Source organism: Cognatiluteimonas profundi (genome assembly GCF_009792795.1).
Lineage (GTDB): Bacteria > Pseudomonadota > Gammaproteobacteria > Xanthomonadales > Xanthomonadaceae > Cognatiluteimonas > Cognatiluteimonas profundi.
Genome location: NZ_VKHQ01000003.1, coordinates 448,186 through 473,623 on the forward strand (window position 1 = coordinate 448,186; position 25,438 = coordinate 473,623).

Here is a 25,438-nt window from a genome sequence, read left to right on the forward strand (position 1 = left end):
TTTCGCAGAGGCCAAGGAGCTTGATCGCGGCAGCCTGGACCGCCTGGAGAATCCCCAGTTCACCAGGCCGTATCTGGTGTGGAACAGGTAACGCCAGATCACGGCAACGGCGACGACGGTCGTCACCACCGGCGCGAAATACGCGACTGGGCGTACGTAGCCGTGGCGCCGAGGACGAAGCAACTCGCCAATGCGCAGCAAAGCAGTGTGCGGTTGTAGCGGCGTGCGAGATGGTTATGGCGCTTCATGACGTCCCCTCCCAGGGCAGACAGCGTGTAATCGGTTACATCAGCAGGCATGCAAGGTTGCGCAACATCGGATCAACGCTCAGGAACTGTCGGACCGCGCGCGGGTGGAGTCGCGCACGATGAGTTCGGTGGCCAGCTGCTCCGGCACGGGTGTGCCCGACTCGGGCGCATCCAGCAGCAAACGCATCGCCCGCGCCCCGAGGTCCGGGATGTTGACGCGCATCGTCGTCAACGCCGGATGCACGTAGCGGGCCAGCGGGATGTCGTCGAAGCCCGCAAGGGCGATGTCGCCCGGGATGTCCACGCCAGCCTGGTTGAATGCGAACAGGCAACCCAGGGCCATCATGTCGTTGGCCGCGAATACCGCATCGGGGCGCGGGGATTGCGACAGCAGCAGGTGCCCGGCGTGGTGTCCCGACGCTTCGCTGAAGTCGCCATCGACCACCCACGGCTGCGCGTCGTGCCCGGCTTCGGCAAGCGCATCGCGATAACCGCGCAACCGTTCGTGGGCTTCGAAGTTGTCCTGCGGGCCCGCGATGAAAGCAATGCGGCGATAACCGCATCCAACCAGGTGGCGAACCATGGCCCGTGCGCCGCCGTGGTTGTCCACGCTCAACGCCCGGCACCCCGGCGTCGATGTGTGCGAATTCATCAATACGGAAGGAAGCCCCGAAGCGAGGTGCTCGCCAAGCTGGTCCGCGCTGGCGACATAGGGCGACATGACGAGCAGGCCATCGACCCGCCCGCGCATCGCCCGCAAGGCCGCCACCTGTTCTTCCGGATGTCCGTGGTAACTGGACACGAGCAGGTGCAGGCCGCGCTCGCGGGCGACACCGTCGATGCCACGCATCAGCTCGGAGAAGAATTCACCATGCAGGTCGGGGAGTACCACGCCGACAGTCTGGGTGCGTCGGCTGCTGAGGCTGCGCGCGGCATGGTGCGGCGTATAACGCAGCTCGTCGGCGATGCTGACGACACGCCGTCGAACCGCATCGGCCACGTTGACGTGGCCATTGAGCGCACGCGAGACCGTTGCGACGGAGACATTCGCCCGTTTCGCAACGTCCTTGATGGTGACCGCGTCGCCCATCGCATCCTCGCGGATTGCGGGTAAGTTGGCCGACTGTAAACGTTTTCATCGAAACGTGTAAAGCAATCGTTACGCGGTGTTGGAGCACTGATTTCATGCTGCGGTGCCGCATTTTTCGAGCAACCCCGATGCCGCGCCTAGCGCACCTCTCCGGGAGCCCGCGCATGGATGGACAGGGCGTGGATATCCGTCGTCATCATGTCGCCCAGCGCCTGGTACACGGCGCGATGCCTGGCCAGTGGCGCCATGCCGGCGAAGACGGCGCTGGCGATGTCGACGCTGAAATGTCCGCGCCCGTCACGCGCGCCGGCATGGCCCGCGTGTCTGTGGCTGTCGTCGACGATCTCGATGGCGTCCGGCGCGAAGGCCGCCACCAGCAAGCCGTGCATGCGCTCGATGCGCGATGCGTTGATGCTCACGGCAGGGTCCTGCGGAACGGTCGCACCTCGACCTTGTGATACACCCCGGCCGCGACATACGGATCGGCGTCCGCCCACGCCCGCGCATCCTCGATGGACGCGAATTCGGCGATGACGATGCTGCCGCTGTAACCGGCCGGTCCCGGATCCTCGGCGTCGATCGCCGGGCAAGGCCCGGCCAGCAGGAGGCGTCCGGCATCGCGCAGGGCCTCCAGCCGCGCCACATGGTCGGGGCGCGCCTTGATGCGGTGCTCCAGCACATCCGGGCCGTCGAAGCCTTCGATCGCGTACCACATGCATTGTTCTCCGCCGGGGGCTGCCGGATTGTAGCGGCCAACGATGCAGCACCCCGCCTGAAGCGACACAGCAGGCTCGCTGGACACCTTGCCGCCCACCCCGTACCCTTCGCCCATTGCCCGGGGCCGGATCGCAACGGCCAGTCGGTCGAAGTTCCGGGGTGATGTATCCAGGCCGTCATACAGGCCGCCGCGAACCGCCGGCCCACGACGACACCTTCGATCGATTTGTCGCTCCCTGTCGGGGTGCATTGCGTCGGGGATACGATTCCGCGACGTCCTGCCCGACGCCACGCAAGTGAACTTCCACGGCCGCGCCGACCAGCGCGCGCTCCAGCGACACCGCGTGGCCTGAACGGCCACAGCTCCAAGACCACTGCCGCATGACTGTCGAATCCGCGCCCGACGCGACCCCTCCAACGCAGGCCACCGCTCCGCCACAGCAGCAGGAAATGCCGCTGGCGATGGTGCTTGGCCAGCCCGTGCTGCAGATCCCGCAGGATCTCTACATCCCGCCCGATGCGCTGGAAGTCATCCTCGATGCGTTCGAAGGTCCGCTGGACCTGCTGCTGTACCTGATCCGCCGGCAGAACCTCGACATCCTCGACATCCCGGTCGCGGAGATCACGCGCCAGTACGTGACCTACATCCAGGCCATGCACGAGATGCGCTTCGAGCTGGCCGCCGAATACCTGGTGATGGCCGCGATCCTGGCCGAGATCAAGTCGCGGATGCTGCTGCCGCGGTCGACCATGGACGAGACCGAGGAAGGCGATCCCCGCGCCGAGCTGGTCCGGCGCCTGCAGGAGTACGAACGCTTCAAGCAGGCAGCCGAAGACATCGATGCCCTGCCCCGCCAGGATCGCGACACCACGCCGGCGAGTGCATTCCTGCCCGATCGCGCTTCGGTCCGGCTACCACCGCCGGTCGACCTGCGCGAGATGCTGCTGGCACTGCATGACGTGCTCAAGCGTGCGGAGCTGTTCACCCAGCACGCCATCAAGCGCGATGCGCTGAGCGTGCGCCAGCGCATGGGCGAGTTGCTGTCGCGGCTGGCCGGTGGCGCGTTCCACCGGTTTGAATCGCTGTTCGAGCCGCGCGAGGGGAAGCTCGGCGTGGTCGTGACCTTCCTGGCGCTGCTCGAGCTGGCCAAGGAGCAGTTGCTCGACGTGGTGCAGGACGCGCCGCTTGCCCCGATCTACGTGAAATCGCTCGCCATCGCCGAAGGCGAGCCGCTGGCCTTGACCAGCGAATTCGACGATGCGGCCGATGCCGCGAACGAACCCAACCCATAAGTTGCCCATGGACCAGACGCTCATCACCCGGATCGTGGAGGCGGCATTGCTCGCCGCCAACCAGCCCCTCACCCTGGCGCAATTGCAGGGCCTGTTTTCACTGGATGATCCGGCCCCCGATGGCAGTGTCGAACTGGCGCTGGAATCGCTGCAGTCCGCGTGCGACGAACGCGGCGTCGAGCTGGTCGAGCTCGCATCGGGCTTCCGCTACCAGGTCAAGGCCGACGTGCACCAGTGGGTTGCGCGCCTGTGGACCGAACGACAGACCCGCTACACCCGCGCCACGCTCGAAACGCTCGCACTGATCGCCTATCGCCAGCCGATCACCCGCGGCGAGATCGAGCAGGTGCGTGGCGTGGCGGTCAACAGCAACATCATCAAGGCACTGGAGGAGCGCGAATGGATTCGCGTGGTCGGTCATCGCGATGTCCCCGGCAAGCCTGAACTGCTGGCCACGACGCGGACGTTCCTGGACTATTTCGGGCTCAAGCGCCTCGACGAGTTGCCGCCGCTGTCCGAACTCAAGGACATCGGCGAACTGGAACCCCAGCTGCAGTTCGATGGCGACGGCTCGGCAGGCAAGTCCATGCCGCTCGGCGACATCGCAAGCGACACGATCGACGGCTCCGGCGACCAGACGCCATCGACCCCGGAAGCCGACGACGAAATCCCAGGCGTTTCCTCCACATCACCGCAAGACGAACCCAACGAAACCGCCCTCGCCGAAGACGGCGACAGCGCACGGAGCAATTCATGATCGATAAACCACGTCGCCCGCTGACACTGAAGCGCGACAGCGACACCGCCGCCGAAACCCCGCGGCTCGAGGAACGCCTGCACAAGGTGCTGGCGCAGGCCGGGCTGGGATCGCGTCGCGCGCTCGAACAGCGCATTGCCGACGGACTGGTCAAGGTCAATGGCGAGATCGCGCAGGTCGGCATGTCCGTCACCGGCGGCGACAAGATCGAGATCGACGGCCGCACCTTCGTCGCCAGCGCGCTGACCGAACCCAGTCGCGTGCTGATGTACAACAAGCCGGAAGGCGAAGTCACCACGCGCGAGGATCCCGAAGGCCGCCCGACCATCTTCGAGGCACTGCCTGCGTTGAAGGGCGCCCGCTGGATCGCCATCGGCCGCCTCGACATCAACACGACCGGCCTGCTGCTGCTCACCACCGACGGCGAACTCGCCAACGCCATGATGCATCCGTCGTTCGAAGTCGAACGCGAATATGTCTGCCGCGTGCGTGCGCCCGAAGGCGAGGACACCGTGTCGGACAAGTTGGTCGACCGACTGGCGCGCGGCGTCGCGCTCGACGACGGCCCAGCCAAGTTCGACGAGATCGAACGCATCGGCGGCACCGACTCGCACGACTGGTTCCGGGTCTTATTGAAGGAAGGCCGCAACCGCGAAGTCCGCCGGCTCTGGGAATCGCAGGGCTGCCAGGTCAGCCGCCTCAAGCGCATCCGCTACGGCAAGATCGAACTGCCGCAGCCCTTGCTGCGCGGACAGTCGCAGGAACTGGCGGCCGACCGGGTCGAAGCCCTGCGCAAGGAACTGGGCCTCGAGGATGGCACGCCGTCCGCACTGACGCTGCAGCCGGTGATCGGCCAGCGCAAGGCCGCGAAGTCGACCGTGCATGTCGGCGGCCAGCACCGCTCGCAGGGTTACGTCGGTGGCCACAACACAGCCGACGAAGGTCGCGAGCTGCGGCGCTTCGACAACGTCCGCGAAGATCGCGGTCGCGGTCGCGGCGGCCCGCGCAAGCACGGCGGCCTGACGGTGAGCGGTGAAGCGGCGGCCAAGCAGGTCAACAAGGCATTCAAGCCCAAGGGTCCGCGCCAGCCAGGCCAGCGCGGCCCGGGACGTGGCGACCAGCAGCCCGGCGCGGGACACGAGTCCGGCAACCCCGCGGCATTCCGTACCTGGTACGTGCCAGAAGGCGTCGAAACCGGCCCGGCGGGACATCGCAATCCCGACGGTGCCGCTGCGCCGCGCAGGCCGTACGGCAACAAGCCGGCCGGAGCGGGTGCAGGCCGGCCCGGTGGCCCTCGTCCCGGTGGTCCGGGTGGTACGCGGCCGGGTGGTCCCCGCCCGGCAGGCGCCGGCGGTTACCAGGGTCGCAGTGAACGCGGCCCGGGCGGCGGTGGCTTTGCCGATCGCGGCCCGCGACGCGAAGGCGGGTTCGAGCAGCGTGGCCCGCGCGGTCCCGGTGGTCCTGGTGGCCAGGGACAAGGACCGCGCACTCCCCGTCCCTACGGACATCCGGGCAACGCGCCGAGCTTCCCGTCCGACCACGCCAATCCAGGCAGCTTCAACCCGTACGGCGACAAGCCGCGCGCGCCACGACCTGCTGGTGCTGGTCCACGTCCGGGCGGTCGTCCTGGCGCTCCGCGCCCCGGTGGCGCCCCGCGACCGGGCGGCGCACCCCGTCCTGGCGGCGCTCCTCGCCCAAGCGGTCCGCGTGGCAGCGGCCGTCCCGGCGGCGGACGCGGGCCACAGGGTGGCAACCGCTGATCGCGGGGACTGGATAAGAGAAGGGCGCCGAGGCGCCCTTTTTCTTGACCAGCGCCGGTCAGACCGGTCGACGCGCAGGATCGATGGGGCGACGGAACAGGAAGGCAGCAGCCGCCAGGTTCCACACCAACTGTGCCAGCAGGACGCCGAGCAGCGCCGCCATGCTCATGTTGACGGTCGAGACCGCCACGAGCGCGCACACCAACACGCTCGACAACACTCCCAGCACGCCGACGATCCGCGCGGCACCGCGCTCCCCGAGCAATACCAGCGACCAAGCAGCCGCACCCGCCGCCTGCAGGATCCACCCCAGCTTCGCCGCATCATTGAGCACGACGCCGATGTAGTGGACGAGGTCGTACGCAAACTGGACCCGCGCAGGATCGGTGGCACGGATCGCATCGGCCGCGATGTGCGGGGTGACGAAGCCATCCAGAAGTGTTGCAGCCACCATCGCGATGCAGCCGATCAGGTAGACCACCAGTCCACTGAGCACCAGGGGCCGGTACAGGCCCAGCCGGCGCGACAGGCTGGTGTAACCGAAGGCGTATGCGCAAACGCTCGCGATCGCCACGCCATGCACGGCTTCCTTGAGCAGGGTGAGGCCAGCAATGCCCTGCAGGATCTGCATCGGATTGCTGCCGCCACCGCTGCGGTCCAGCGCGACGAAAATCGTCGACACGATGGTGGCTGCGGCGATCGCGGCGCCTGCGGATCGCGTGCCGGTCGATAGGCCCGCCGGGGCACTGACGGTTTCAATGAGCATGGTCTTGTCCTTGAGTCGATGCATGTCGGGATCGCCATGCCGGCCACCAAACTATCGACGCCGCGTGTTGCCCATCTTGTTGGCACGTAAAGATTTGTAATCGGCGCGCCGCCTGTCCAGATCGTGCGAAACAAATCTTTACAGTGGCTTTGCGCGCCGTGAATTCTCGCAATCGATGCTGCACGTGACCGCCGCACCCGGCGGCCACCACTCACGACTCGAGGTGCAACAGATGAAGAGCAACGAGAAGCAACGTCGTCCCGCCAACAAGGGTTTGTTCCTGCGCGGCTTGTTCATGGCCGTAGCCATGGCAGGGAGCGTGACGGCTGTCTATGTCATGGCCGCTCCGTCGGCGCTGGCCGCGACGCAGGCCGGCGTCCCCGACAGCAATCCGTCGTGGTTCGCACGCATGCATGGACACTCCCATGCCGGCATGCGAGCGCATTTCGATAGCGTGCTGGCGCAGGCGAACGTCACCGCGCCGCAGAATCAGGCGATCGACCGCATCGTCCACGACGCGATGCTCGCCGAGCACGCCGACATGGCGCGCTACCATGCGTCAGCTGGCGAACTGAAACAGCTGCTCGTCGCGAGCCGAATCGACGAGACCGCGGTCGAGCGGATCCGCACGGAGCAGGACCGGGTGGCCGTCGACGCCAGCCGGACGTTGACGGAAGCCGCCATCCAGGTTGCCAGGCTGCTCACGCCAGCGCAGCGCCAGGCCATCGGCGGGAAACTCGACCGGATGATGGCGGACGGTGCCGGTCACCATCACGGCGGCTGATCCGGGATGATGCGCAGCTGCCGGTATCGCCGGCGGCTGCGACCCACAGAGACCCAGGCACCCATGTCGAAACGCATCCTGATCATCGACGACGACGAGCGCCTGTGCGCGATGCTCGACCAGTACCTGTCGCGCGGCGGCTACGCCGTGACGTGCCGGCACACGGCGGCCGCTGGTCTGGATGAGCAGCGGCGTTCGTCCCCGGACGCGATCATCCTGGACCTGATGCTGCCCGACGCGAGCGGCCTGGACGTCTGCATCCGGCTGCGGGAAACCAGCAACGTGCCGATCATCATGCTCACCGCGCGCGGCGAGGCGACCGATCGCGTCGTGGGCCTCGAACTGGGCGCCGACGACTACTTGCCGAAGCCTTTCGACCCCCGCGAACTGCTGGCGCGACTGCGAACGATCCTGCGCCGCGGCGCTGGCGCGGTGAATCCGACCTTGCGCTTCGGCCGACTCGAAATCGACCGCGAGGCGCGCGACGTCCGCATCGATGGCGACAGCCGATCGCTGACCGGATTCCAGTTCGACATCCTGGTCGCGCTGGCCGAACGCGCCGGACGCGTCGTCTCCCGCAACCAACTCCTCGATGCGGTCGCAGGTCGGCCTGCAGGTGCATTCGACCGGACGATCGACGTCCACATCTCGAACATCCGCGCTGCCATCGAAGACGATCCCCGGCAACCGAAGCGCATCGTCACCATGCGTGGCGCCGGCTATCTGTTCACGCGAATCCAGGACGATGGTGCGTCGATATGATCCGGCACCTGTACCTGCGCATCTACCTGGCATCGCTGGCGGCACTGGTTTCCGTCGTCGTGCTGTGTGCGCTCTTATGGCGCTGGATCGCGGGGCGCTCCGATGGCCTCGTGCTGCTGGAGCGGATGCATTCGGACGCGCTGCACCTGCACTTCGACGGGATCGCCATCATCATCGGCATTGCCACACTGGTGGCCTTGGCGATGTACCCCGTCGCGCGCCGTCTCACGCGGCAGCTGGAAAACCTGTCGGCGAGCGTGGAGCGGTTCGGCAACGGTGATCTCTCCGCGCGTGCGGATGTCTCCGGGCACGACGAAGTCGCGCGCCTGGCCTCCAGTTTCAACGCCACCGCCGACCACGTCTCGCTGCTGCTGGATGCCCACCGGCGACTGCTGATGAATGCTTCGCACGAACTGCGCTCGCCGCTGGCACGCATCCGCATGGCGCTGGCGCTGCATGAGACGGACCCCAGCCCCGCCCTGCTGCGGAGCATGGAGAAGGACTGTTCGGAAATCGACGAACAGATCGAGGAGATCCTGCTGGCGAGCAAACTCGAGACAACCGACACCACGTTGCCTGAAGGCAGCATCGACCTGTCGGTCATCGTCGCCGAGGAAAGCGCGCGGCTCGGCCTTGCTTTCGACGTCGTCAGCCTGGACGTGCGTGGCGACGCTCGCCTGTTACGCCGGTTGACCCGTAACCTGCTTGAGAACGCGCTGAAGCACGGCGGCGCGGATGCGACGGCGGTTCTCTTCGCAGACTCCGACGGCAATCGCGTCATGCAGGTCGGCGATCGCGGGCCGGGCATCCCGGAGGCGGAGCGCGAACGCATCTTCGAACCCTTCTATCGCCCTGAGCGCTCCAGCGAAACCGGCAGCGGATGGGGACTTGGGCTATCGCTGGTCAGGCAGATCAGCGACCTGCACGGCGGACGCATCCGCTGCCTGCCACGGCCGGAAGGCGGTTGCCTCTTCGAACTGGTCCTGCCTCCGCCACCGCGCACGGATCGAAGCGACTGATCAAGCCAGCGCGAACGCGTCTCCGTCGAGCATCGCCGGAAAGCGCGCACGATGGTCGAGCAGCTCCGCAGCGGGAAGCGTCGTCGTGGTGACGACTTCGCCATCGGTCGATTCGCTCAATGGATGGCCGAGCACGTCCAGCACGGTGCTGTCGCCGGAGTATTCCAAGCCATTGCCATCGATGCCGACGCGGTTCAGGCCGGCGACGAAACACAGGTTCTCGATGGCGCGCGCGCGCAGCAGGGTCTTCCACGCGTAGGACCGTACCGCCGGCCAGTTCGCCACGTAAACGAGCAGGTCGTAATCCATGCCGCCCGGCCGCTCGACGTTGAAGCGGTTGCGCGAAAACACGGGGAAACGCAGGTCGTAGCAGACCTGTGGACAGATCCTCCAGCCTTTCCATTCGACGGTCAGGCGCGCGCTTCCGGCGGCGTATCGCTCGTGCTCCTTCGCATAGCGGAACAGATGGCGCTTGTCGTAATGCTGCAGGCCACCATCGGGCGTGGCGAACAGCAGGCGGTTGTAGACACCGTCGCCATCGCGGATCTGCACGCTGCCGGCGATGGCGGCGCCCAAAGCGCGCGACCGTTCGCGCAGCCATGCGACCGTCGGGCCCTGCATGGTTTCGGCGTTGTGGATCGCTTCATTGCTGAAGCCACTGGTGAATGTCTCAGGCAGCAGGATGAGGTCGGTGATGCCATGCAGCGGCGCGATCAGGCGGCCGTAATAGTCGCGATTGCCGGCCGGGTCGAGCCAGCGCGTGGCGCCCTGGACCAGCGAGATGCGGAGGTCGTCCATCCAATGGCTCCTTACAGTGCCTGCAGGCGTTCGATCGCTGCATCCAGCGTCGACGCGTTCTTGGCGAAACACAGGCGTGCCAGTCGCTGGCCCACCGGCGCGGTCTCGTAAAAGGGCGACAGTGGAATCGATGCGACGCCGTGCTCGATGGTCAACCAGCGGCAGAAGGCGACGTCATCCAGGTCGCTGATGGCGCTGTAGTCGACGAGCTGGAAGTACCCGCCCTGCACGGGCAACGGCAGCAGGCGCGTCGACTGCAACTGCTGGCGGAAGCGATCCCGCTTGGATTCGTAGAAGGCACCCAGCTGCTCGTAATGCGCGGGCTCCTGCGTGATCATCGCCGCGAACGCATGCTGCGCCGGTGCGAACGTGCAGAAGGTGTTGTATTGATGCACCTTGCGGAATTCCGCCGACAGTGCCGGCGGCGCGATGCAGTAGCCGATCTTCCAGCCGGTGCAGTGGTAGGTCTTGCCGAAGCTGGACACGACGATCGCGCGTTCGCGCAATTCGGGATAACGCAGCACCGATTCATGGCGCGCGCCGTCGAACACGATGTGTTCGTAGACCTCGTCGGACAACAGCCAGATGTCCGTGCCGCGGAGCAATCCGGCGATGGCCTGCATGTCGTCGGCGGTCAACATCGCGCCGGAGGGATTGTGCGGACTGTTGATCATCAGCATGCGGGTTCGCGGACCGATGACCGCGCGTACGCGGTCCCAGTCCGGGGCGAAACTCACTGGATCCAGTGGAACGTGGATCGCCCGCGCCCCGGCCAGGTCGATCGCCGGTTCGTAGCAGTCGTAGCAGGGGTCCAGCACGATGACTTCGTCGCCAGCGCGCACCAGCGCGGCGACGGCATCGAAGATCGCTTCCGAAGCGCCGGATGTCACCGTGATTTCGGAATCCACGTCGGGACGCCAGCCGTAACAGCGCTCGGTCTTGCCGGCGATGGCTTCGCGCAGAGGCGCGATCCCGCTCATCGGCGCGTACTGGTTGTGGCCTGCGCGCATGGCATTGGCGAGTTCATCGACCAGGCGCGCGGGCACGGGGAAATCCGGAAATCCCTGGCCCAGGTTGATGGCACGGTGTTCGGCCGCGAGTTGCGACATCACGGTGAAGATCGTGGTGCCGACCTTGGGCAACTTGGTTGCGAGCGTGGGTGCAGTCATCGTCTGCCAGCCAGTGGATAAGCGGTGGAGTCTAAGACACGGACTATTCGCCGGTTGCATGCACGACGCGCGGCGATACTGCGACATGGCCAATCCCGATGACCTGGCGGCGCTGGCCGCTGCCTTCCGCAAGGCCCGCTATCAGGTGCCCGCACTGGGCGACACGGGCAGCGTGCGCGTCGGGTCGACCGCTTCCGCGCTCGAGACGGCGCTGCCTGGGCGATCGTTTGCCTTCATCACCGCGTGGAATGGCAATTCGGAAGCGGAGGAGCGCATGGACAATGCCGCAGCCGATGGCGCGCTCGCGGCTGAACTGGATCGATTGCAGCTCGCGCGCTGGCGGGCCGTCGCCGACGACGCGCAGGGCGGCCATCGCGAAGCCGGATGGCTCGTGCAGGACCTGGCCCTGGCCGACCTGGACCGGCTGGCGCGGCGATTCGACCAGGACGGGACGCTCGCCTGGACGCGCGGAGACGGCGTCCGCCTGCGGATGTACCACCCCTGCCCGACCAAGGCGCTCCCTGACTTGTGGACCGACTGGGTAGAATGACGCTTTCCGCGCCGGCTACCGCCGCACGAAATGCTTCCGACCCAGACGAACCCGCCGCTGCTTGCCGCACGCGGCCTTGTATTCGCGCGCAATGAGCAGCCTGTTTTCGGCCCGCTGGATTTCGTCATCGACGCGGGCGAAGCCTTGCTGGTGCAGGGCGACAATGGCGCCGGCAAGACCACCCTGCTGCGCGTGCTGGCGGGCCTGCTGCACGCCGACGGCGGCCAGGTGGACATCGACGGAGCGGCGGCGACCCCTGCCCTGCGCGCCCGTGCCATGGCCTATCTCGGCCACCTGGGCGCGCTCAAGGCCGATCTGACGACGCTGGACAACCTGCATTTCTTCACCGGGCTGCATGGTCGTCGCCGGGGACAGATGCCGGGCAACGCCCTGGCGATCGTCGGCCTGGCCGGATTCGAGGACACCCCGGTGCGCCAGTTGTCGGCCGGCCAGAAGAAACGGCTGGCGCTGGCGCGGCTGTGGCTGGCGCCGGCCCCGCTCTGGCTGCTGGACGAGCCCTACGCCAACCTCGACCTGGAGGGCATCAACCTGGTCAACCGGATGATCCAGGCGCATCTGCGCGACGGCGGCGCGGCGCTGCTGACCACGCACGGCGCCTATGCCGCCCCGCCGGTGCGCACGCGCCTGCTGCACCTGGAGCGCCCCGCATGATGGCCACGGCCGCCAAGGCGCTGATGGTTCGGGACCTGCGCCTGCTCTGGCGCAGGCGCGGCGACGCGCTGCAGCCGGCGCTGTTCGCGCTGCTGGTCGTGGTGTTGTTCGCGCTGGCGCTGGGGGCGGAACCAGGCACCCTGGCCAAGGTCGCGCCCGCGGTGCTGTGGCTGGTGATCCTGCTGGCGGGACTGCTGGGGCTGGAATCGCTGTTTCGCGGCGATGCCGAGGACGGCACCCTGGACCAGTGGATGCTCGCCCCGGTGCCGCTGGCCTGGCTCGTGCTCGTGCGCACCTTCATGCATTGGGCGACGACGGTGCTGCCGTTGCTGGTCGCCACGCCGTTCCTGGCGGAACTCCTCCACCTGCCACACGTCCAACTGCCGGTGCTGATGGCCTCACTGGCCCTTGGTACGCCGCTGCTGAGCCTGCTGGGCGCCGTGGTGGCCGCGCTGACCGTCGGCATGCGCGGGTCCGGTATCCTTGTCGCACTGCTGGCGTTGCCGCTCTACGTGCCGGTGCTCGTATTCGGTGCAGGCAGTGTCGCTGCCGCCGCACAAGGACTGGATCCGGGTGGCGCCCTGCTGCTGCTGGGCGCAGGCCTCGTGCTGGCGCTGGTCCTGGCGCCGCTGGCCGCGGCCGCGGCCCTTCGTATCGCCCTGAGTTGAACAGCCCCATGCATCCCGTCATCCGCTGGTTCCACACGCTCGGCTCACCGCCGTATTTCGACCGGTTCGCCGCACGCTGGGCGCCCGTCGCGCATGTGCTCGGCGCGCTGGTGATGGCGTATGGCCTCTACGGCGCGTTGTTCGTGGTGCCGGCGGATTACCAGCAGGGCGACAGCTTCCGCATCCTCTACATCCACGTGCCCAGCGCATGGATGAGCATGGCCATCTTCGCGCTGATGGCGTTCTACGCGGCCATCGCCTTGATCTGGCGGATCAAGCTCTGCGAGATCCTCGCGATGGCCTGCGCGCCGATCGGCGCCGCCTTCACCCTCATCACGCTGGCCACCGGCTCGATCTGGGGCAAGCCGATGTGGGGCACTTGGTGGGACTGGGATCCGCGCCTGACGACCGAGTTGATCCTGCTGTTCCTCTATCTGGGCATGATGGGCCTCTACAACGCGATCGACGACCGCCGCGCGGCCGCGCGCGCCGCCGGGTTCCTGTCCATCGTCGGCGTGGCGCTGCTGCCGGTCATCCACTGGTCGGTCACCTGGTGGAACTCGTTGCACCAAGGCCAGACGATCAGCCTGTTCGGCAAGTCGCACATGGATGCCAGCATGCTGCCGCCGCTGTGGGCGATGGTGATCGGCACCCATGTCTGGTTCGTCGGGTCGCTGCTGGCGCGCGCGCGCGCCGACAACCTGCGACGCGAATCCGGCAAGGACTGGGTGGCGCGGATGGCGGGGGCGAGCCGATGAGTTACCAGAACTATGTCATCGCGGCCTATGCCGTCTTCGGCATCGTCCTGCTGTGGGACCTGCTTGCACCACGTTTCCTGCTGCGCGCGCAACTGCGCGCGGCGCGACTGCGGGCCGCGCGCGAGACGTCGCGCCCCGCACAACCGGAGTTGATTCGATGAATCCCATCCGCAAGCGCCGCTTGCTGCTTCTGCTCGTGCTGCTTGCCGCAGCGGGCGCCGCGACCGCACTGGTGGCGATGGCGCTCCAGCGCAATGTCGCCTACCTCTATACGCCGTCGGAAGTGCTCAAGGGCGAAGCCGGCGACCACGCGCGATTCCGCCTCGGCGGCATGGTCCAGGCTGGCTCGTTCAAGCGTGCCAAAGGGTCGATGGAAGCGCACTTCGCGGTCGACGATGGCGACGCGACGCTGCCGGTCTCCTACACCGGCATCCTTCCCGACCTGTTCCGCGAGAAGCAGGCCGTGATCGCCACCGGCCACATGCAGGGCGGCACCTTCGTCGCCGATGAAGTCCTCGCCAAGCACGACGAGACCTACATGCCGAAGGAAGTCGCCGACAAGATGGCATCGGCGCACCAGAAACACGGCGTGCAGCCGGTTGCCGACGCGCCGGCGCAATAACCGCATGCTCCCCGAACTCGGTCAATTCGCGCTGATCCTGGCGCTCCTCGTCGCGGCCCTGCAGGCGGTGTTGCCGCTGGCCGGCGCGCAACGCGGCATCGCCGCGTGGATGGCGGTGGCGCGGCCGGCGGCCTTCGCGCAACTGGCGCTCGTGGCATCGGCGTTCGCGATCCTGACGCATGCGTTCGTGACGCAGGACTTCTCGGTGCGCTACGTCGCCGTCAATTCCAACTCACTGCTGCCGATGGTCTATCGCTACACCGCGGTATGGGGCGCGCACGAGGGTTCGCTGTTGATGTGGGCGCTGATCCTCTCGCTGTGGACGGCGGCCGTGGCGCTGTTCTCCAGGCGCCTGCCGCAAGCCGTGATCGCGCGCGTCCTTGGCGTCATGGGCACGATCGCGTTCGGCTTCCTCGCCTTCCTGATCTTCACCAGCAATCCGTTCAGCCGCCTGCTGCCCGCGGCACTCGAAGGCCAGGACCTGAATCCACTGCTGCAGGACCCGGGGATGATCATCCATCCGCCGATGTTGTACCTGGGCTATGTCGGTTTCTGCGTGCCGTTCGCATTCGCGATCGCCGCGTTGCTGGATGGGAAGATCGACGCACGCTGGCTGCGATGGGTGCGTCCGTGGACCAACGTCGCGTGGGCCTTCCTGACCGTCGGCATCGCGCTGGGGTCGTGGTGGGCGTATTACGAACTGGGCTGGGGCGGCTGGTGGTTCTGGGATCCGGTGGAGAACGCCAGCTTCATGCCTTGGCTGGTGGGCACCGCGTTGCTGCACTCGCAGGCTGTGACCGAAAAACGCGGCACCTTCCGCGGCTGGACGCTGCTGCTGGCGATCGCGGCATTCTCGCTGTCGCTGCTCGGCACCTTCCTGGTGCGATCGGGCGTGCTGACCAGCGTGCATGCCTTCGCGGCCGATCCGACCCGCGGCTTGTTCATCCTCGTCTTCCTCGGGCTGGTGGTCGGCGGATCGCTGCTGCTGTACGCGCTGCGCTCCCCGGATGATGTCGATGGCGATGCCGCACAGCGCTTCGCTCCCGCATCGCGCGAAACCCTGTTGCTGGCCAACAACCTGTTGCTGACATCGGCCTGCGCCATGGTGTTGCTCGGCACCCTGTATCCGTTGCTCGCCGACGCGCTGGACCTGGGCAAGATCTCGGTCGGTCCGCCGTACTTCGCGCTGCTGTTCGTCCTGCTGATGGCGCCGCTGGTGTTGTTGTTGCCATTCGGTCCGCTGACGCGCTGGCAGCGCGAGCAGGCATCGCGCCCGATCGCGATGCTGCTGCCATGGGCGGGACTTGCGCTGGGCATCGGCGTCGCCGCTTTCTTCACCGCGCCGCAGGGCGCATGGAAAGTCGCGGCGGGCGTCGCCGGTTCGGCGTGGGTGGTGCTCGGCACGATGCGATTCCTCTGGACGCGACTGCGCGGCAAGGGCGTGGCCTTCACCCCCGAGATGATGGGCATGACCTTGGCCCACGTCGGCGTTGCGGTTTTCCTCGTTGGCGCACTGCTGACGGAAGGCCTCAGCCGACAACGCGAGCTCGCCCTCGCACCAGGGCAGACCGTGACGCTCGGCAGCCACGCCTTTCGTTTCCAGGGCGTGATCCGATCCCCCGGCCCCAACTACCTGTCGGACCTCGGCACCGTGCAGGTGTCGCGCAACGGCGTGGCATTGGCCGACATGCATCCGGAAAAACGCACGTACGCAAGCGGCGGCCAGGTGATGACCGAAGCCGCCATCGCCCCCGGAATGACCCGCGACCTCTACGTGGCCCTCGGCGAGCCGCTGGGTGGTGGCAGCTGGGCGGTGCGTGTCCATGTCAAGCCATTCGTGCGCTGGATCTGGCTTGGCGCGGTGCTGATGGCGATGGGTGGACTCGTCGCTGCCACCGATCGCCGATTCCGCAGCCGTCCAGGCGATAAGGCCACGACATGACCAGCACTTCCCGACGCCCACTCAAATGGCTGCCGCTGGCGATGTTCGCCTTGCTGGCCGTGCTGCTCGCGGCCGGTGTGTGGCTCAGTCGCCGGCCTGACCGCGACGCCCTGCCCTCGCCCTTGATCGGCAAGCATGCACCGGCGTTCTCGCTGCCAACCCTGCACGAGCCCGGCCGCCTGGTGTCGCTGGCCGACCTCAAGGGTGCCCCATTCGTGCTCAATGTCTGGGGTAGCTGGTGCCCGTCGTGCCGCGAGGAGCACGCCGTGATCACGCGCTTTGCCGAGACCAAGCGCGTGCGCGTCATCGGCTACAACTGGAAGGACGAACACGCCGATGCACTGCGCTGGCTCGAGCAACTGGGCAACCCGTACTGGGTGGTCCTGGTCGACTACGACAGCCGCTATGCGCTCGACTGGGGCATCTATGGCGCGCCCGAAACCTTCCTGGTCGATGGCAACGGCATCGTGCGCTGGAAGCACGTCGGCGCCCTGACCGATCCGATCGTCAACGACGAATTGCTGCCCGCGTTGATCCAGGTGGAGCACGGTCGATGAAGGCATGGCTGCTGTCGCTGTTCCTGCTGCTCGCCGCCACCACCGCATGTGCGCAGGCGGTGGGCGATCCCGCCCCGCTGCGTTTCGGCAATCCGGCGGAGGAGCAGCGGTTCCATGCGCTGGTCACCGAGTTGCGCTGCGTGATGTGCCAGAACCAGTCGCTCGCCGACTCCAATGCGCAGATCGCGCATGACCTGCGCCGCGAAATCCTCACGCTGATGCGCCAGGGCAGGAGTGACGCCGAAATCCGCGACTATCTGGTCGCGCGTTACGGGGAGTTCGTGCTCTACAAGCCGCGCATCGAAGCCACCACGTGGCTGCTGTGGTTCGGGCCCGCGCTGTTGCTGCTCGCCGGCGGAGTCTTCGTCGCCCGCGTCGTGCGCCGCCATGGCGGCGGCGGGGCCGTCCCCATCGACGACACGCAGGAGTGGTGATGCCGATCTTCGCCGCCATCGCCGCGCTGGCCACACTGGTCCTCCTCATCGTCGTGCTGCGGCCGCTCTGGCGACAGGCTCCGCGTTCCACGGCTGCCATCGGCGTCGTGGTCCTCCTGGCAGCCAGCGGTCTCTACGCATTGCTGGGCACGCCTGCCGCGCTGGACGAAGCCAACGTGCAGCGCCCGGCGACCCTCAACGATGCGATCGGACAACTCGAAGCCGCCCTGCAACGCGACCCGTCCCAGGTGGAAGGCTGGCGCCTGCTGGGTCGTGCCTACGCATCCAGCCAGCAACTCGACAAATCCCGCGACGCCTATGCGCACGCGGCGAAACTCGCGCCCGACCAGGCCGATGTCCTGGTCGAAGCGGCGGAGTCGAGCGCGCTCGCCGACCCGCAACGCCGGTTCGCTCCATCGGCGGTGGCACTGCTGACGCACGCCCTGGACGTGAAGCCCGATCACCAGCGTGCGCGCTGGTTCCTGGGCATCGCGCAATTCCAGGCGGGACAGGCCGCCGCTGCGGCCAAAACCTGGGAGCCATTGCTGGCGCAAGTGGACGCGCGGACAGCCGTGCCCTTGCGTGCCGAGATCAACACGGCACGCAAACAGGCTGGCCTGCCCATACTCCCCGAGCCCAAGGCCTCGGCCAACGCAGGATTGCGCGTGGCTGTCGCGCTCGATCCGAAGCTGCTATCGCGGGTGGGCGCCAATGCAACGATCTTCGTGATCGCGCGTGCGCCCAATGGACCGCCGATGCCGCTGGCCGTCGAAAGGCACGGCGTGCAGGACCTGCCGTTCACGGCAACGCTCGACGACAGCGATTCACCCATGCCGACGCAGCGGCTGTCGACGCAAACGCAGGTCGAAGTCATCGCGCGCCTGTCCATGACCGGCAACGCCATGCCGCAAGCCGGCGACATCGAATCCGCGCCCGTGCTGGTGCGGCTGCCGGCCGCATCGACGGTGCAACTGACGCTGGGCACGGTGCGCAAGTAAGCTTGCGCCATGACCGAATTCATCCCGCCAGGCACCCTGTTCCACCAACTCCCGGCAGTCCTGCCGATGAAGCGCGGCGACGCACTGCGCAACGGCCGCGTCGCCTACGAGACGTGGGGCACGCTCAATGCCGCACGCGACAACGCCATCCTCATCCTGACCGGCCTGTCGCCGGACGCCCACGCGGCGGCGAATGCGGGCAACCAGCAACCCGGCTGGTGGGAGCCGATGCTCGGGCCGGGAAATCCGATCGACAGCGATCGGTGGTTCGTGGTCTGCGTCAACGCGCTGGGCAGCTGCAAGGGATCGACCGGTCCGGCATCGATCAATCCGGCAACCGGCGAGCCCTACCGGCTGGACTTCCCCGCGCTGTCGCTGGAGGACGTTGCCGACGCCGCCGCGTCGGTCGTCTCGGCGCTGGGCATCGAGCGCCTCGCCTGCCTGATCGGGAATTCCATGGGCGGCATGTGCGCACTGGCCTACCTGTTGCGCTACCCGGGCTCCGCACGCAGCCATATCAACATCTGCGGCAGCGCATGCGCCCTGCCATTTTCCATCGCCATCCGCTCGCTGCAGCGCGAGGCGATCCGGCTGGATCCGGCCTGGAACCAGGGACGTTACGACGACGACCACTACCCGGAAGCCGGCATGCGCATGGCGCGCAAGCTGGGCGTGATCACCTATCGCTCCGCGCTGGAATGGGACGGGCGCTTCGGTCGCGTCCGGCTGGACTCGGACCGCCGCGCCGACGAGGATCCCTTCGGCCTGGAGTTCGAGGTCGAAAGCTACCTGGAGGCCCACGCACGCCGCTTCGTGCGTCGTTTCGATCCCAACTGCTACCTCTATCTCAGCCGCTCCATGGACTGGTTCGACATGGCCGAGTACGCGCCCGACGGCCGCGACGTCATCGCCGGACTGGCGCGTATCCAGGTCGAGCGCGCCCTGGCCATCGGCGTGTCGACCGACATCCTGTTCCCGCTGCAGCAACAGGAGCAGATTGCCGACGGACTGCGGGCAGGCGGGGCGGAGGCGACGTTCCTGCCACTGCCCTCGCCGCAGGGACACGACGCCTTCCTGGTCGATATCGCCCGCTTCGGGCCGGCCGTGGGCGATTTCCTGGCGTCCACGTAGCGGTTTCGGCGGTATGGGTTACTGAGCTGCCGCCGGGCGCGATCCATTCGCGCGTCGGCACGTGGAAGCTCGATTGCAGGCAAATGTGATCGCTGCGCGGCGTAGAATCGCCACCCATGGACCCATCTCCCTGCCCCGACCTCGCCTTCCCCGGCCGCGCCAAGCTGGTAGCCGAACTCGATGCGGCGGTGGAAAGCGGCGACCAGCACGCGGTCACGTCCGCGCTTCGCAACGCCCTGTGCCGGCTGATCCGCGACCACGACGTCCAGCTGCCGGATTGCGTGCATGAGCCCATCTCCGATCACTACGCGCGGCGCGAGTTGTACCGCAGCGCGCGATACGGCTACAGCGTCGTCGCGATGACATGGGGGCCGGGCCAGGGCACGCCCATCCACGACCACTGCGGGCTGTGGTGCGTCGAGGGCGTCTGGGGCGGGCAACTGGAAATCACCCAGTACGAGTTGCTCGAACGCGATGGCGAGCAATTCCGTTTCCGCGCCGCCGGCGGCATGCAGGCAGGCCCTGGCAGTGCCGGCAGCCTGATTCCGCCGCACGAATACCACAGCATCCGCAACGCCAGCGCCGACGCCATCGCCATCTCGCTGCACATCTACAAGGCGCCGATGGGCTGCTGCTCGATGTTCACCCCACAGGACGGCGAATGGTATGCGCGCACGCCCAAGGAACTGCTGACCGACGAAGCGGCCTGAGCGTCGGCTATACTGCGCGTCCGCGCCGAAGTGGCGGAATCGGTAGACGCAGCGGACTCAAAATCCGCCGCCCTTAAAAGCGTGTGGGTTCGAGTCCCACCTTCGGCACCAAGCCTGGATTCCTGCACATCAAGGGACGGCTTGGACTCGCATCAGCGCCCCGAATGATCCGGGGCCGTCTGTTTCCAGGCATCCCGAACGCGGTGCCTCATCCGACAGAGTCGTCCTCCAGCAAGGGGCCATCGGCCAATGATGGAACAAGGTCGATCGATTCATCGCTGAAGTTGATACCCAACTCGGCGAGCAGATGATCGGAAATGGCTGCGTCGATATCCTCGGCCCATTGGCGCACCAGCCGCGTGGCGTGTTGGGCGTCATCGAACCTGGCCGAACGCATGTCGTTGAGTATGGCTTCGAGATTCTCGATATTCATGGCGGCCCCCCGGCGGAATGATGGTCGAGGCCTGGCGATGCAGCCTCGCCGGAATGATGCGGCACGGCTGCTGGTTCACCGGGCGGCTTGTCGGGCCGGCACTACCGCCTGACGGGTCGATGATCGGGCAACCGGGGAAAAGTGGCCGGTCACGCGAACGACGCACGGTCCTCGATTGTCCTCAACCCCGGCGGAAGCCCACCATCGACTCGGCGGTCAGGCCACCCACGCGCCCTTCTCTCCGGGCACGGCATCCGTCATTCCGACGCGATGCGCCGGTCCCATCGCCCGTTCGTGGCCGTGGCCCGCCGCGTGATCGGGGCGGGCGAGCCAGGGCAGCACCACGGCGAGCAGGTAGAAACGCGACGCATGGAACTTGTTCCCCATGCGCCGCCGGTTGCGCTCGAGCCACGCCGCGGCCCCCGGCACCATGTCGCGTGCTTCGTGCGCGAATGCATGTACCTGGTCGAAGCGCTCGCGGGCCAGGCCAACGAGGTCGAAGCGGAAACTGCCTTTCTTCTGCACGACGTAGGTCAGCTCGCCAAAATGGGCTCCGATGTGCTGGCGCACCAGGATCTTGTTCCGCCTTCCGCTGACGTCGACGCGCTGGTTGCGTGGCAGATCACGCGCAACCCATTCGCGCAGCCGACGATCGCAATAGGGATACGCGATGGGCAAGGAGAGCGCATTTCCGGTGTAGAGGCCCTTGGCGAATCCGGCCCCGGCCTCGGTGATGCACAGCATCATGGCGCGCAGCTCGTCCGCGCTTGTCGCCGATGACAGTTCCTTCTCGAAGGGCGCCATCCGCTCGCGTGACGCACGCGCGATATCCCTGCCCATCAGGGCGTCCACTTCATCGTCCGAAAAGCGCGAGCCCGGGAAATATCGCTCGCGGGAATTCATCTGCAAGGTGCCAAGCAGGAAACACAACTTGAAGTTGTCGCCGATGAGCGGCAGTTCTACCAGGTGCCTGGGCCAGCGCTCGTCCTTGGCCAGCATCGTCAGCAGGCGTTTCCGCGCGGGAGCCGGCATGCCGAAGTAGATGTCCGAACCCAACCCGTCGACGATACCGTCGCCACCCCGCGCGGCGATCTCGGTCGCCATGTCGATGTACGAGAGAAGCGCGAAGTCGGCCGTCAGCAGCGGCATCCGGTGCATGACCGCCAGGTAGCGGTCGTAGCAGCGACCCGGATCGCAGACAACCACCTCATGCCGCAGGCCGAGCGTGCGCGCGACCGCGGAGGCGGACTCGATTTCGTTCTCCTCGCTTCCGCCGAGGTAAGTCAGGCACGTTGCGTCGGGCCTGGCGTCGGCCATTGCGATCGCGAGGCTGGTGGAATCCTTGCCGCCACTCTGCAACAGCCAGGGAGTTCGCATGTCGGCGGTCGACGCCTGGATCGCCTCGCACAGGAGCCGGTGGTACGTCTTGACGAGCTCCCCGGACGACGGCACGTCCCGCTCGGGCTGCATGTCCGCCTCGCGAAAGGCAAACCGGAACTCGGGCCCGGCGCGCATGTCCTGCCCGGCGTCGAAACCGAAGCTCGCAAGCTTCACGTTCTCCAGGATCGAGTGCGGGGGATAGACGAATGCGTTGCGCAGGATGTCGGCCACGGAAACCGCATCGATGTCGCCCGAAGAGGACGCCTCGATGCCAGTGAAATCGGGCCTGCCGTGATAGGGCGATAGCTGTATCTGCACTCTTCTTCCACGAATGTCTTGTCCAACCGACGTCGGCCGATTGCGCAGCAGAGCTTGGGTCTTTGGTCATTGAAGGCGGCGTGAAAACAGCGTGTCTCATTCAGCTTTTGGAAGGAAGCCAACTGAGGAATGGCAACCCCAGCGGCCGCGTCCGCCGTGACAAGCCGAACGACATCAATGCTGTTCTGGCCGCTCGCGAATTTCCGCTCGCGAATAGGCCAAGGTGGCCGCGCGCCCCACGTCCCGTTGCCTTGGCGCCAAAGGAAGAAGGCCCAGTCTCACGAGGGTTGACCTCGGAGGGGACTGAGCCTTCCATGCCGGAGTGGTCTGGACCGAGTTGGCTGGCTGGTTTGCACCATGACCGGCACATATCGATTCGTACTTCTCCGACGCGCGCAGGTTACGACTTGCGTCGTGATGCCGGCGTCAAGCCAGGACCTGTCATGTCTGGCTCCACCATGGCCACCAGCCATGCCCGGTCCTGGCATAGCGGTCGGCCGAATACTCGAATCGGTTGGACGCCGAAATGCCGCCGCAGATCCAGTACAGCGGCAGGAACAGCGGCCCCAGCGCCATGTACTGGAACACGTGCCCGCGCTCGTGGTCGGCGAGCACGATGGCCGGCTCGGCGCGCCCGGCGCGATGTGCGTAGGTGACGCACGCGCTGTCGAGCGTATCGCCGGTATGCAGGATCGTATTGCCCAGCGTCAGCGCGCCGCCGGGGCCCCACGGCATGCGATTGAACACCAGCGCAAGCTCGCGACGGCTCCAGTGCACCTGCGCCCCGGACGCAATGCCCGCGATGCCTGCGATCAAGCCCAGCAACGTATTCGGAAGGGTCCACAGCATGCCGAGGACCATTCCCGTGCCCCGCAGTGCGGTCTTTGGCGTCAACGCGACCGCTTGGCCAGCCAGTCGTGGATGGTCCGCGGGATCTCCTGCTGCGCGCGGCCGGACACGTAGATGCCGATATGCCCCCCGCGGAACGACAGCTCGGTGTAGTCCTTGGTGCCGGCCAGGTCCTTCAACGCCCGCGACGCATCCGGTGGCACCAGATGATCCTGCTCGGCGAAGATGTTCAGCACCGGCATCTCGACAAGGCCCAGGTGCACTTCGTTGGCACCGATGCGCACGCCGCCGTTGACGAAACCGTTGGCCTGGTAGAACTGCTTGATGAACTGGCGGAAGGCTTCACCGGCCTGGTCGGGCGAATCGAAGATCCATTTTTCCATGCGCAGGAAATCCTCGACGGCCTTCCTGTCGTCGAGGATGTCGACCAGCCCGACGTACTTCTGCAGGTTGAGGCGAAACGGCTTCAGCATCAGGTAGCAGTAGTTCATGACATCGGCGGGCACGTTGCCAACCGTGTCGACGAAGAGGTCGGCATCGAGGTTGCGGACCCACCCGGACAGCATGTTGTCGTCGGTATGGAAGTCCACCGGCGTCACCATCGTCACCAGGTTGCGGACCTTGGCCGGGTGCAATGCCGCATAGCACAGTGCGAACACGCCGCCCTGGCAGATGCCCAGCAGGTTGACGGCATCCAGCCGGTGATGCCGGCGCAGATGGTCGACCGCGCCGCCGAGGAAACGCTCGATGTAATCCTCCAGCGTGAGGTAGCGGTCCGATCGGTCGGGATATCCCCAGTCGATGATGTAGACGTCCTCCCCTCGCGCCAGCAGGCCCTTGACGATCGAACGATCCGACTGCAGGTCGACCATGTAGGGACGATTGACCAGCGCGTAGCTGATCAGCAGGGGAACCGACGCCGTCGGCACGTGGTCGCCGTGGTAGCGATACAGCACGACGTTGCCGTCGCGCCAGACTTCCTCGCGCTGGGTGGCGCCATAGTTGACGTCATCCAGGTTGCGCAAGGTTTCCAGGCCCGCGCCGAGCTTGTCGCGCATGCGCGTTGCTTCGTCCGCGAGACCCTGCGCGGTGAAATCGAGCGGTCCACTCATCGCTGCCTGCCCTTCGCGGTGGTCTTTTTCGCGGGTGCCTTGCGTATGGCCTGCTTCGCGGCAGTTTTCCGGGCGCGCGCGGGCGCGGCAGGCCTGGCGGCGGCTGTGGGTTTTGCTTTTCGTGCGGCAACCGGTGCGGACGCACGGCCAGCGGAGGGTGCCTTGGTCGATGCAGCCACTGGCCTTTTCGCCTCGGCACGCGCATCCGGCTGGCGGTCGACAATGTCGTCCCGCAACTTGCGCATGGCGCGCTCCAGGTCCGCGATCTTGCGGAAGGCGGCATCCAGGTCCGAGCGCGTCGGCATCCCGAGGGTCGCGCTCATCCGCTCGACCTCGCCCTGCACGGCCTGCCGCAGTCGCATCTGCGCATTGACGCGCGCGCCATACGCGTCCCGGAATTCGGGTGACAGCGCCATCTCGGCATACGCTTCCTCGGCCGCTTCGATCCACAGGTCGAACAAGGCCCGCGCGGTCGTCAGCTGCCGTCCGGGCGCATCGCGTTCGGCGAGCTTCCTCTCGAAGACGGCATAGGCGCGCTCCGCGGACTTGAGCATCAACGCGTTGTAGGCGTTCTCGTGCTGCTGAAGGTCCAGTTGCGCCTGCGCGAGCTTCTGCAACCGCTCCTGGTGTTCGCGGCCGATGCCGAACGTCGGCATTCCCAGCAATGTCTTGCTTTCGCGACGCCATGCATCCAGCCACGGTGCCGCTGCCTCGGTCCACTGCTCCAGCCCATGGGCACCCTGCCCCTGCATCGCGCGGAACATTTCGGGAAAGGGGTTGTCCCCGAATGCTCCCATCGCGCGCTTCCACTCGGCGGCGATGTCGTGCGGCTTGGCCTCGTGCCCGGCGAACTGCGCGGCAACCTGCTGCATCTGCCCGTACCAGTCGCGCGCCTGCGCGTTGAAGCGATCGACCGTGGCATTGGCGTCATGCGACTTGCCTTGCGCGAGCTTGCTCCACCAGTCGATGGCGTCCTGCCAGTTGGGCGTGCTTGCGCCGCCAGTCGCGGGGCCGTTGCGCATGGCGTTGCCCCAGCCCGCCCAGTACTGTCGTGCGAGGGATTCGAAGTCACCCGGCCATTGCGTGTTCATCGGCGTCTCCAGTGGTGCGCCATGCTAGCGCCGCGCAGGTTGTCCTGTCG

Annotated in this window: 28 protein-coding genes, 1 tRNA gene and 2 pseudogenes; 19 read left to right on the forward strand and 12 right to left on the reverse strand. The window is 66.8% G+C overall.

The genetic code is table 11. The annotated features are described in order from the left end of the window. Positions 1–27: 27 nt before the first annotated feature. The 4 genes and pseudogenes from GST15_RS04050 to GST15_RS04065 form a co-directional block, all read right to left on the reverse strand. Positions 28–144, reverse strand: a pseudogene (locus tag GST15_RS04050) (sugar ABC transporter permease); the annotation flags it as partial. A 183-nt stretch (positions 145–327) separates the two neighbouring features. Continuing rightward, on the reverse strand, positions 328–1,338 hold the full coding sequence (locus GST15_RS04055) for a LacI family DNA-binding transcriptional regulator (protein WP_159015962.1): 1,011 nt from the start codon (positions 1,336–1,338) through the stop codon (positions 328–330). A gap of 137 nt (positions 1,339–1,475) precedes the next feature. Then, a complete protein-coding gene (locus GST15_RS04060; RefSeq protein WP_159016442.1) occupies positions 1,476–1,727 on the reverse strand; it encodes a BolA family protein in 252 nt (83 codons plus the stop codon). 26 nt (positions 1,728–1,753) lie between these two features. Continuing rightward, positions 1,754–2,053, reverse strand: a complete 300-nt coding sequence (locus tag GST15_RS04065; RefSeq protein ID WP_159016441.1) for a YciI family protein — start codon at positions 2,051–2,053, stop codon at positions 1,754–1,756. A gap of 383 nt (positions 2,054–2,436) precedes the next feature. Between GST15_RS04065 and GST15_RS04070 the strand changes: the two genes are divergently transcribed. From GST15_RS04070 to GST15_RS04080, 3 genes and pseudogenes are all read left to right on the forward strand, one after another. Next, on the forward strand, positions 2,437–3,348 hold the full coding sequence (locus GST15_RS04070) for a segregation and condensation protein A (protein WP_159015963.1): 912 nt from the start codon (positions 2,437–2,439) through the stop codon (positions 3,346–3,348). Between the two features lie 7 nt (positions 3,349–3,355). Further along, a pseudogene (scpB, locus tag GST15_RS04075) lies at positions 3,356–3,920 on the forward strand (SMC-Scp complex subunit ScpB); the annotation flags it as partial. A 181-nt stretch (positions 3,921–4,101) separates the two neighbouring features. Continuing rightward, a complete protein-coding gene (locus GST15_RS04080) occupies positions 4,102–5,865 on the forward strand; it encodes a pseudouridine synthase (RefSeq protein ID WP_159015964.1) in 1,764 nt (587 codons plus the stop codon). Between the two features lie 58 nt (positions 5,866–5,923). Here the strand turns inward: GST15_RS04080 and GST15_RS04085 are convergent, their stop codons facing one another. Next, positions 5,924–6,655, reverse strand: a complete 732-nt coding sequence (locus GST15_RS04085; RefSeq protein ID WP_159015965.1) for a hypothetical protein — start codon at positions 6,653–6,655, stop codon at positions 5,924–5,926. A gap of 160 nt (positions 6,656–6,815) precedes the next feature. On the opposite strand from GST15_RS04085, the gene GST15_RS04090 reads away from it, so the two are divergent. The 3 genes from GST15_RS04090 to GST15_RS04100 all read left to right on the forward strand — a co-directional run bounded on the left by GST15_RS04090 (position 6,816) and on the right by GST15_RS04100 (position 9,196). Further along, a complete protein-coding gene (locus tag GST15_RS04090; protein ID WP_159015966.1) occupies positions 6,816–7,415 on the forward strand; it encodes a Spy/CpxP family protein refolding chaperone in 600 nt (199 codons plus the stop codon). Positions 7,416–7,478: 63 nt separating this feature from the next. Further along, positions 7,479–8,177, forward strand: coding sequence for a response regulator transcription factor (locus tag GST15_RS04095; RefSeq protein WP_159015967.1), 699 nt, complete (start codon positions 7,479–7,481; stop codon positions 8,175–8,177). Beyond that, complete coding sequence (locus tag GST15_RS04100) at positions 8,174–9,196, forward strand: HAMP domain-containing sensor histidine kinase (RefSeq protein ID WP_159015968.1); 1,023 nt, start codon at positions 8,174–8,176, stop codon at positions 9,194–9,196. The genes GST15_RS04095 and GST15_RS04100 overlap by 4 nt, the downstream gene beginning before the upstream one ends. Here the strand turns inward: GST15_RS04100 and GST15_RS04105 are convergent, their stop codons facing one another. Next, the gene (locus GST15_RS04105; RefSeq protein ID WP_159015969.1) at positions 9,197–9,994 is read right to left on the reverse strand and encodes an amidohydrolase; all 798 of its coding nucleotides are present in this window, start codon (positions 9,992–9,994) and stop codon (positions 9,197–9,199) included. It lies immediately after the preceding gene. An 11-nt stretch (positions 9,995–10,005) separates the two neighbouring features. After that, complete coding sequence (locus GST15_RS04110) at positions 10,006–11,163, reverse strand: pyridoxal phosphate-dependent aminotransferase (RefSeq protein ID WP_159015970.1); 1,158 nt, start codon at positions 11,161–11,163, stop codon at positions 10,006–10,008. Positions 11,164–11,248: 85 nt separating this feature from the next. On the opposite strand from GST15_RS04110, the gene GST15_RS04115 reads away from it, so the two are divergent. The 13 genes from GST15_RS04115 (at position 11,249) to GST15_RS04175 (ending at position 20,316) form a co-directional block, all read left to right on the forward strand. Then, a complete protein-coding gene (locus GST15_RS04115) occupies positions 11,249–11,713 on the forward strand; it encodes a DUF3293 domain-containing protein (RefSeq protein WP_159015971.1) in 465 nt (154 codons plus the stop codon). 30 nt (positions 11,714–11,743) lie between these two features. After that, on the forward strand, positions 11,744–12,385 hold the full coding sequence (gene ccmA, locus GST15_RS04120) for a heme ABC exporter ATP-binding protein CcmA (RefSeq protein WP_159015972.1): 642 nt from the start codon (positions 11,744–11,746) through the stop codon (positions 12,383–12,385). Next, positions 12,382–13,053, forward strand: a complete 672-nt coding sequence (gene ccmB, locus GST15_RS04125; RefSeq protein ID WP_159015973.1) for a heme exporter protein CcmB — start codon at positions 12,382–12,384, stop codon at positions 13,051–13,053. Before ccmA ends, ccmB begins: the two co-directional genes overlap by 4 nt. An 8-nt stretch (positions 13,054–13,061) precedes the next feature. Beyond that, entirely contained in the window at positions 13,062–13,811 is a 750-nt protein-coding gene (gene ccmC / locus GST15_RS04130) for a heme ABC transporter permease CcmC (protein ID WP_159015974.1), read from the forward strand. Next, positions 13,808–13,972, forward strand: a complete 165-nt coding sequence (gene ccmD, locus GST15_RS04135) for a heme exporter protein CcmD (protein ID WP_159015975.1) — start codon at positions 13,808–13,810, stop codon at positions 13,970–13,972. Before ccmC ends, ccmD begins: the two co-directional genes overlap by 4 nt. Then, positions 13,969–14,433, forward strand: a complete 465-nt coding sequence (gene ccmE / locus GST15_RS04140) for a cytochrome c maturation protein CcmE (RefSeq protein WP_159015976.1) — start codon at positions 13,969–13,971, stop codon at positions 14,431–14,433. The genes ccmD and ccmE overlap by 4 nt, the downstream gene beginning before the upstream one ends. 4 nt (positions 14,434–14,437) lie before the next feature. After that, the gene (locus tag GST15_RS04145; protein WP_159015977.1) at positions 14,438–16,375 is read left to right on the forward strand and encodes a heme lyase CcmF/NrfE family subunit; all 1,938 of its coding nucleotides are present in this window, start codon (positions 14,438–14,440) and stop codon (positions 16,373–16,375) included. Then, entirely contained in the window at positions 16,372–16,932 is a 561-nt protein-coding gene (locus tag GST15_RS04150) for a DsbE family thiol:disulfide interchange protein (protein WP_159015978.1), read from the forward strand. The genes GST15_RS04145 and GST15_RS04150 overlap by 4 nt, the downstream gene beginning before the upstream one ends. After that, positions 16,929–17,366, forward strand: coding sequence for a cytochrome c-type biogenesis protein (locus GST15_RS04155; RefSeq protein WP_159015979.1), 438 nt, complete (start codon positions 16,929–16,931; stop codon positions 17,364–17,366). Before GST15_RS04150 ends, GST15_RS04155 begins: the two co-directional genes overlap by 4 nt. Then, positions 17,366–18,364 (forward strand): tetratricopeptide repeat protein, encoded by a 999-nt coding sequence (locus GST15_RS04160; protein WP_159015980.1) that lies wholly within the window; start codon positions 17,366–17,368, stop codon positions 18,362–18,364. Before GST15_RS04155 ends, GST15_RS04160 begins: the two co-directional genes overlap by 1 nt. 9 nt (positions 18,365–18,373) lie before the next feature. After that, positions 18,374–19,495, forward strand: coding sequence for a homoserine O-acetyltransferase MetX (metX, locus tag GST15_RS04165; protein WP_159015981.1), 1,122 nt, complete (start codon positions 18,374–18,376; stop codon positions 19,493–19,495). Positions 19,496–19,611: 116 nt separating this feature from the next. Next, the gene (locus GST15_RS04170) at positions 19,612–20,205 is read left to right on the forward strand and encodes a cysteine dioxygenase family protein (protein ID WP_159015982.1); all 594 of its coding nucleotides are present in this window, start codon (positions 19,612–19,614) and stop codon (positions 20,203–20,205) included. Between the two features lie 24 nt (positions 20,206–20,229). After that, positions 20,230–20,316 (forward strand) — tRNA-Leu (locus GST15_RS04175). 97 nt (positions 20,317–20,413) lie between these two features. Here GST15_RS04175 and GST15_RS04180 read toward each other — a convergent pair. The 5 genes from GST15_RS04180 to phaE all read right to left on the reverse strand — a co-directional run bounded on the left by GST15_RS04180 (position 20,414) and on the right by phaE (position 25,388). Continuing rightward, positions 20,414–20,638, reverse strand: a complete 225-nt coding sequence (locus GST15_RS04180; protein WP_159015983.1) for a hypothetical protein — start codon at positions 20,636–20,638, stop codon at positions 20,414–20,416. Positions 20,639–20,854: 216 nt separating this feature from the next. Then, positions 20,855–22,336, reverse strand: coding sequence for an asparagine synthase-related protein (locus tag GST15_RS04185; RefSeq protein WP_159015984.1), 1,482 nt, complete (start codon positions 22,334–22,336; stop codon positions 20,855–20,857). 441 nt (positions 22,337–22,777) lie between these two features. Next, positions 22,778–23,212 carry a hypothetical protein gene (locus tag GST15_RS04190; protein WP_425482205.1) on the reverse strand — a complete coding sequence of 145 codons (435 nt, stop codon included), beginning with the start codon at positions 23,210–23,212 and terminating at the stop codon, positions 22,778–22,780. Between the two features lie 14 nt (positions 23,213–23,226). Beyond that, a complete protein-coding gene (locus GST15_RS04195) occupies positions 23,227–24,297 on the reverse strand; it encodes a class III poly(R)-hydroxyalkanoic acid synthase subunit PhaC (protein ID WP_159015985.1) in 1,071 nt (356 codons plus the stop codon). Further along, complete coding sequence (gene phaE / locus GST15_RS04200) at positions 24,294–25,388, reverse strand: class III poly(R)-hydroxyalkanoic acid synthase subunit PhaE (protein WP_159015986.1); 1,095 nt, start codon at positions 25,386–25,388, stop codon at positions 24,294–24,296. The genes GST15_RS04195 and phaE overlap by 4 nt, the downstream gene beginning before the upstream one ends. Between the last annotated feature and the right edge of the window lie 50 nt (positions 25,389–25,438).

Coding starts and splice junctions, on each gene's coding strand:
- GST15_RS04055 (WP_159015962.1), bottom strand. CDS start 1,338: ATGGGCGACGCGGTCACCATCAAGGACGTTGCGAAACGGGCGAATGTC.
- GST15_RS04100 (WP_159015968.1), top strand. CDS start 8,174: ATGATCCGGCACCTGTACCTGCGCATCTACCTGGCATCGCTGGCGGCA.
- GST15_RS04105 (WP_159015969.1), bottom strand. CDS start 9,994: ATGGACGACCTCCGCATCTCGCTGGTCCAGGGCGCCACGCGCTGGCTC.
- GST15_RS04145 (WP_159015977.1), top strand. CDS start 14,438: ATGCTCCCCGAACTCGGTCAATTCGCGCTGATCCTGGCGCTCCTCGTC.
- GST15_RS04065 (WP_159016441.1), bottom strand. CDS start 2,053: ATGTGGTACGCGATCGAAGGCTTCGACGGCCCGGATGTGCTGGAGCAC.
- ccmA (WP_159015972.1), top strand. CDS start 11,744: ATGCTTCCGACCCAGACGAACCCGCCGCTGCTTGCCGCACGCGGCCTT.
- GST15_RS04080 (WP_159015964.1), top strand. CDS start 4,102: ATGATCGATAAACCACGTCGCCCGCTGACACTGAAGCGCGACAGCGAC.
- ccmE (WP_159015976.1), top strand. CDS start 13,969: ATGAATCCCATCCGCAAGCGCCGCTTGCTGCTTCTGCTCGTGCTGCTT.
- GST15_RS04150 (WP_159015978.1), top strand. CDS start 16,372: ATGACCAGCACTTCCCGACGCCCACTCAAATGGCTGCCGCTGGCGATG.
- GST15_RS04115 (WP_159015971.1), top strand. CDS start 11,249: ATGGCCAATCCCGATGACCTGGCGGCGCTGGCCGCTGCCTTCCGCAAG.
- GST15_RS04085 (WP_159015965.1), bottom strand. CDS start 6,655: ATGCATCGACTCAAGGACAAGACCATGCTCATTGAAACCGTCAGTGCC.
- metX (WP_159015981.1), top strand. CDS start 18,374: ATGACCGAATTCATCCCGCCAGGCACCCTGTTCCACCAACTCCCGGCA.
- GST15_RS04060 (WP_159016442.1), bottom strand. CDS start 1,727: ATGCACGGCTTGCTGGTGGCGGCCTTCGCGCCGGACGCCATCGAGATC.
- ccmB (WP_159015973.1), top strand. CDS start 12,382: ATGATGGCCACGGCCGCCAAGGCGCTGATGGTTCGGGACCTGCGCCTG.
- GST15_RS04070 (WP_159015963.1), top strand. CDS start 2,437: ATGACTGTCGAATCCGCGCCCGACGCGACCCCTCCAACGCAGGCCACC.
- GST15_RS04195 (WP_159015985.1), bottom strand. CDS start 24,297: ATGAGTGGACCGCTCGATTTCACCGCGCAGGGTCTCGCGGACGAAGCA.
- GST15_RS04180 (WP_159015983.1), bottom strand. CDS start 20,638: ATGAATATCGAGAATCTCGAAGCCATACTCAACGACATGCGTTCGGCC.
- GST15_RS04160 (WP_159015980.1), top strand. CDS start 17,366: ATGCCGATCTTCGCCGCCATCGCCGCGCTGGCCACACTGGTCCTCCTC.
- phaE (WP_159015986.1), bottom strand. CDS start 25,388: ATGAACACGCAATGGCCGGGTGACTTCGAATCCCTCGCACGACAGTAC.
- GST15_RS04155 (WP_159015979.1), top strand. CDS start 16,929: ATGAAGGCATGGCTGCTGTCGCTGTTCCTGCTGCTCGCCGCCACCACC.
- ccmC (WP_159015974.1), top strand. CDS start 13,062: ATGCATCCCGTCATCCGCTGGTTCCACACGCTCGGCTCACCGCCGTAT.
- ccmD (WP_159015975.1), top strand. CDS start 13,808: ATGAGTTACCAGAACTATGTCATCGCGGCCTATGCCGTCTTCGGCATC.
- GST15_RS04170 (WP_159015982.1), top strand. CDS start 19,612: ATGGACCCATCTCCCTGCCCCGACCTCGCCTTCCCCGGCCGCGCCAAG.
- GST15_RS04110 (WP_159015970.1), bottom strand. CDS start 11,163: ATGACTGCACCCACGCTCGCAACCAAGTTGCCCAAGGTCGGCACCACG.
- GST15_RS04095 (WP_159015967.1), top strand. CDS start 7,479: ATGTCGAAACGCATCCTGATCATCGACGACGACGAGCGCCTGTGCGCG.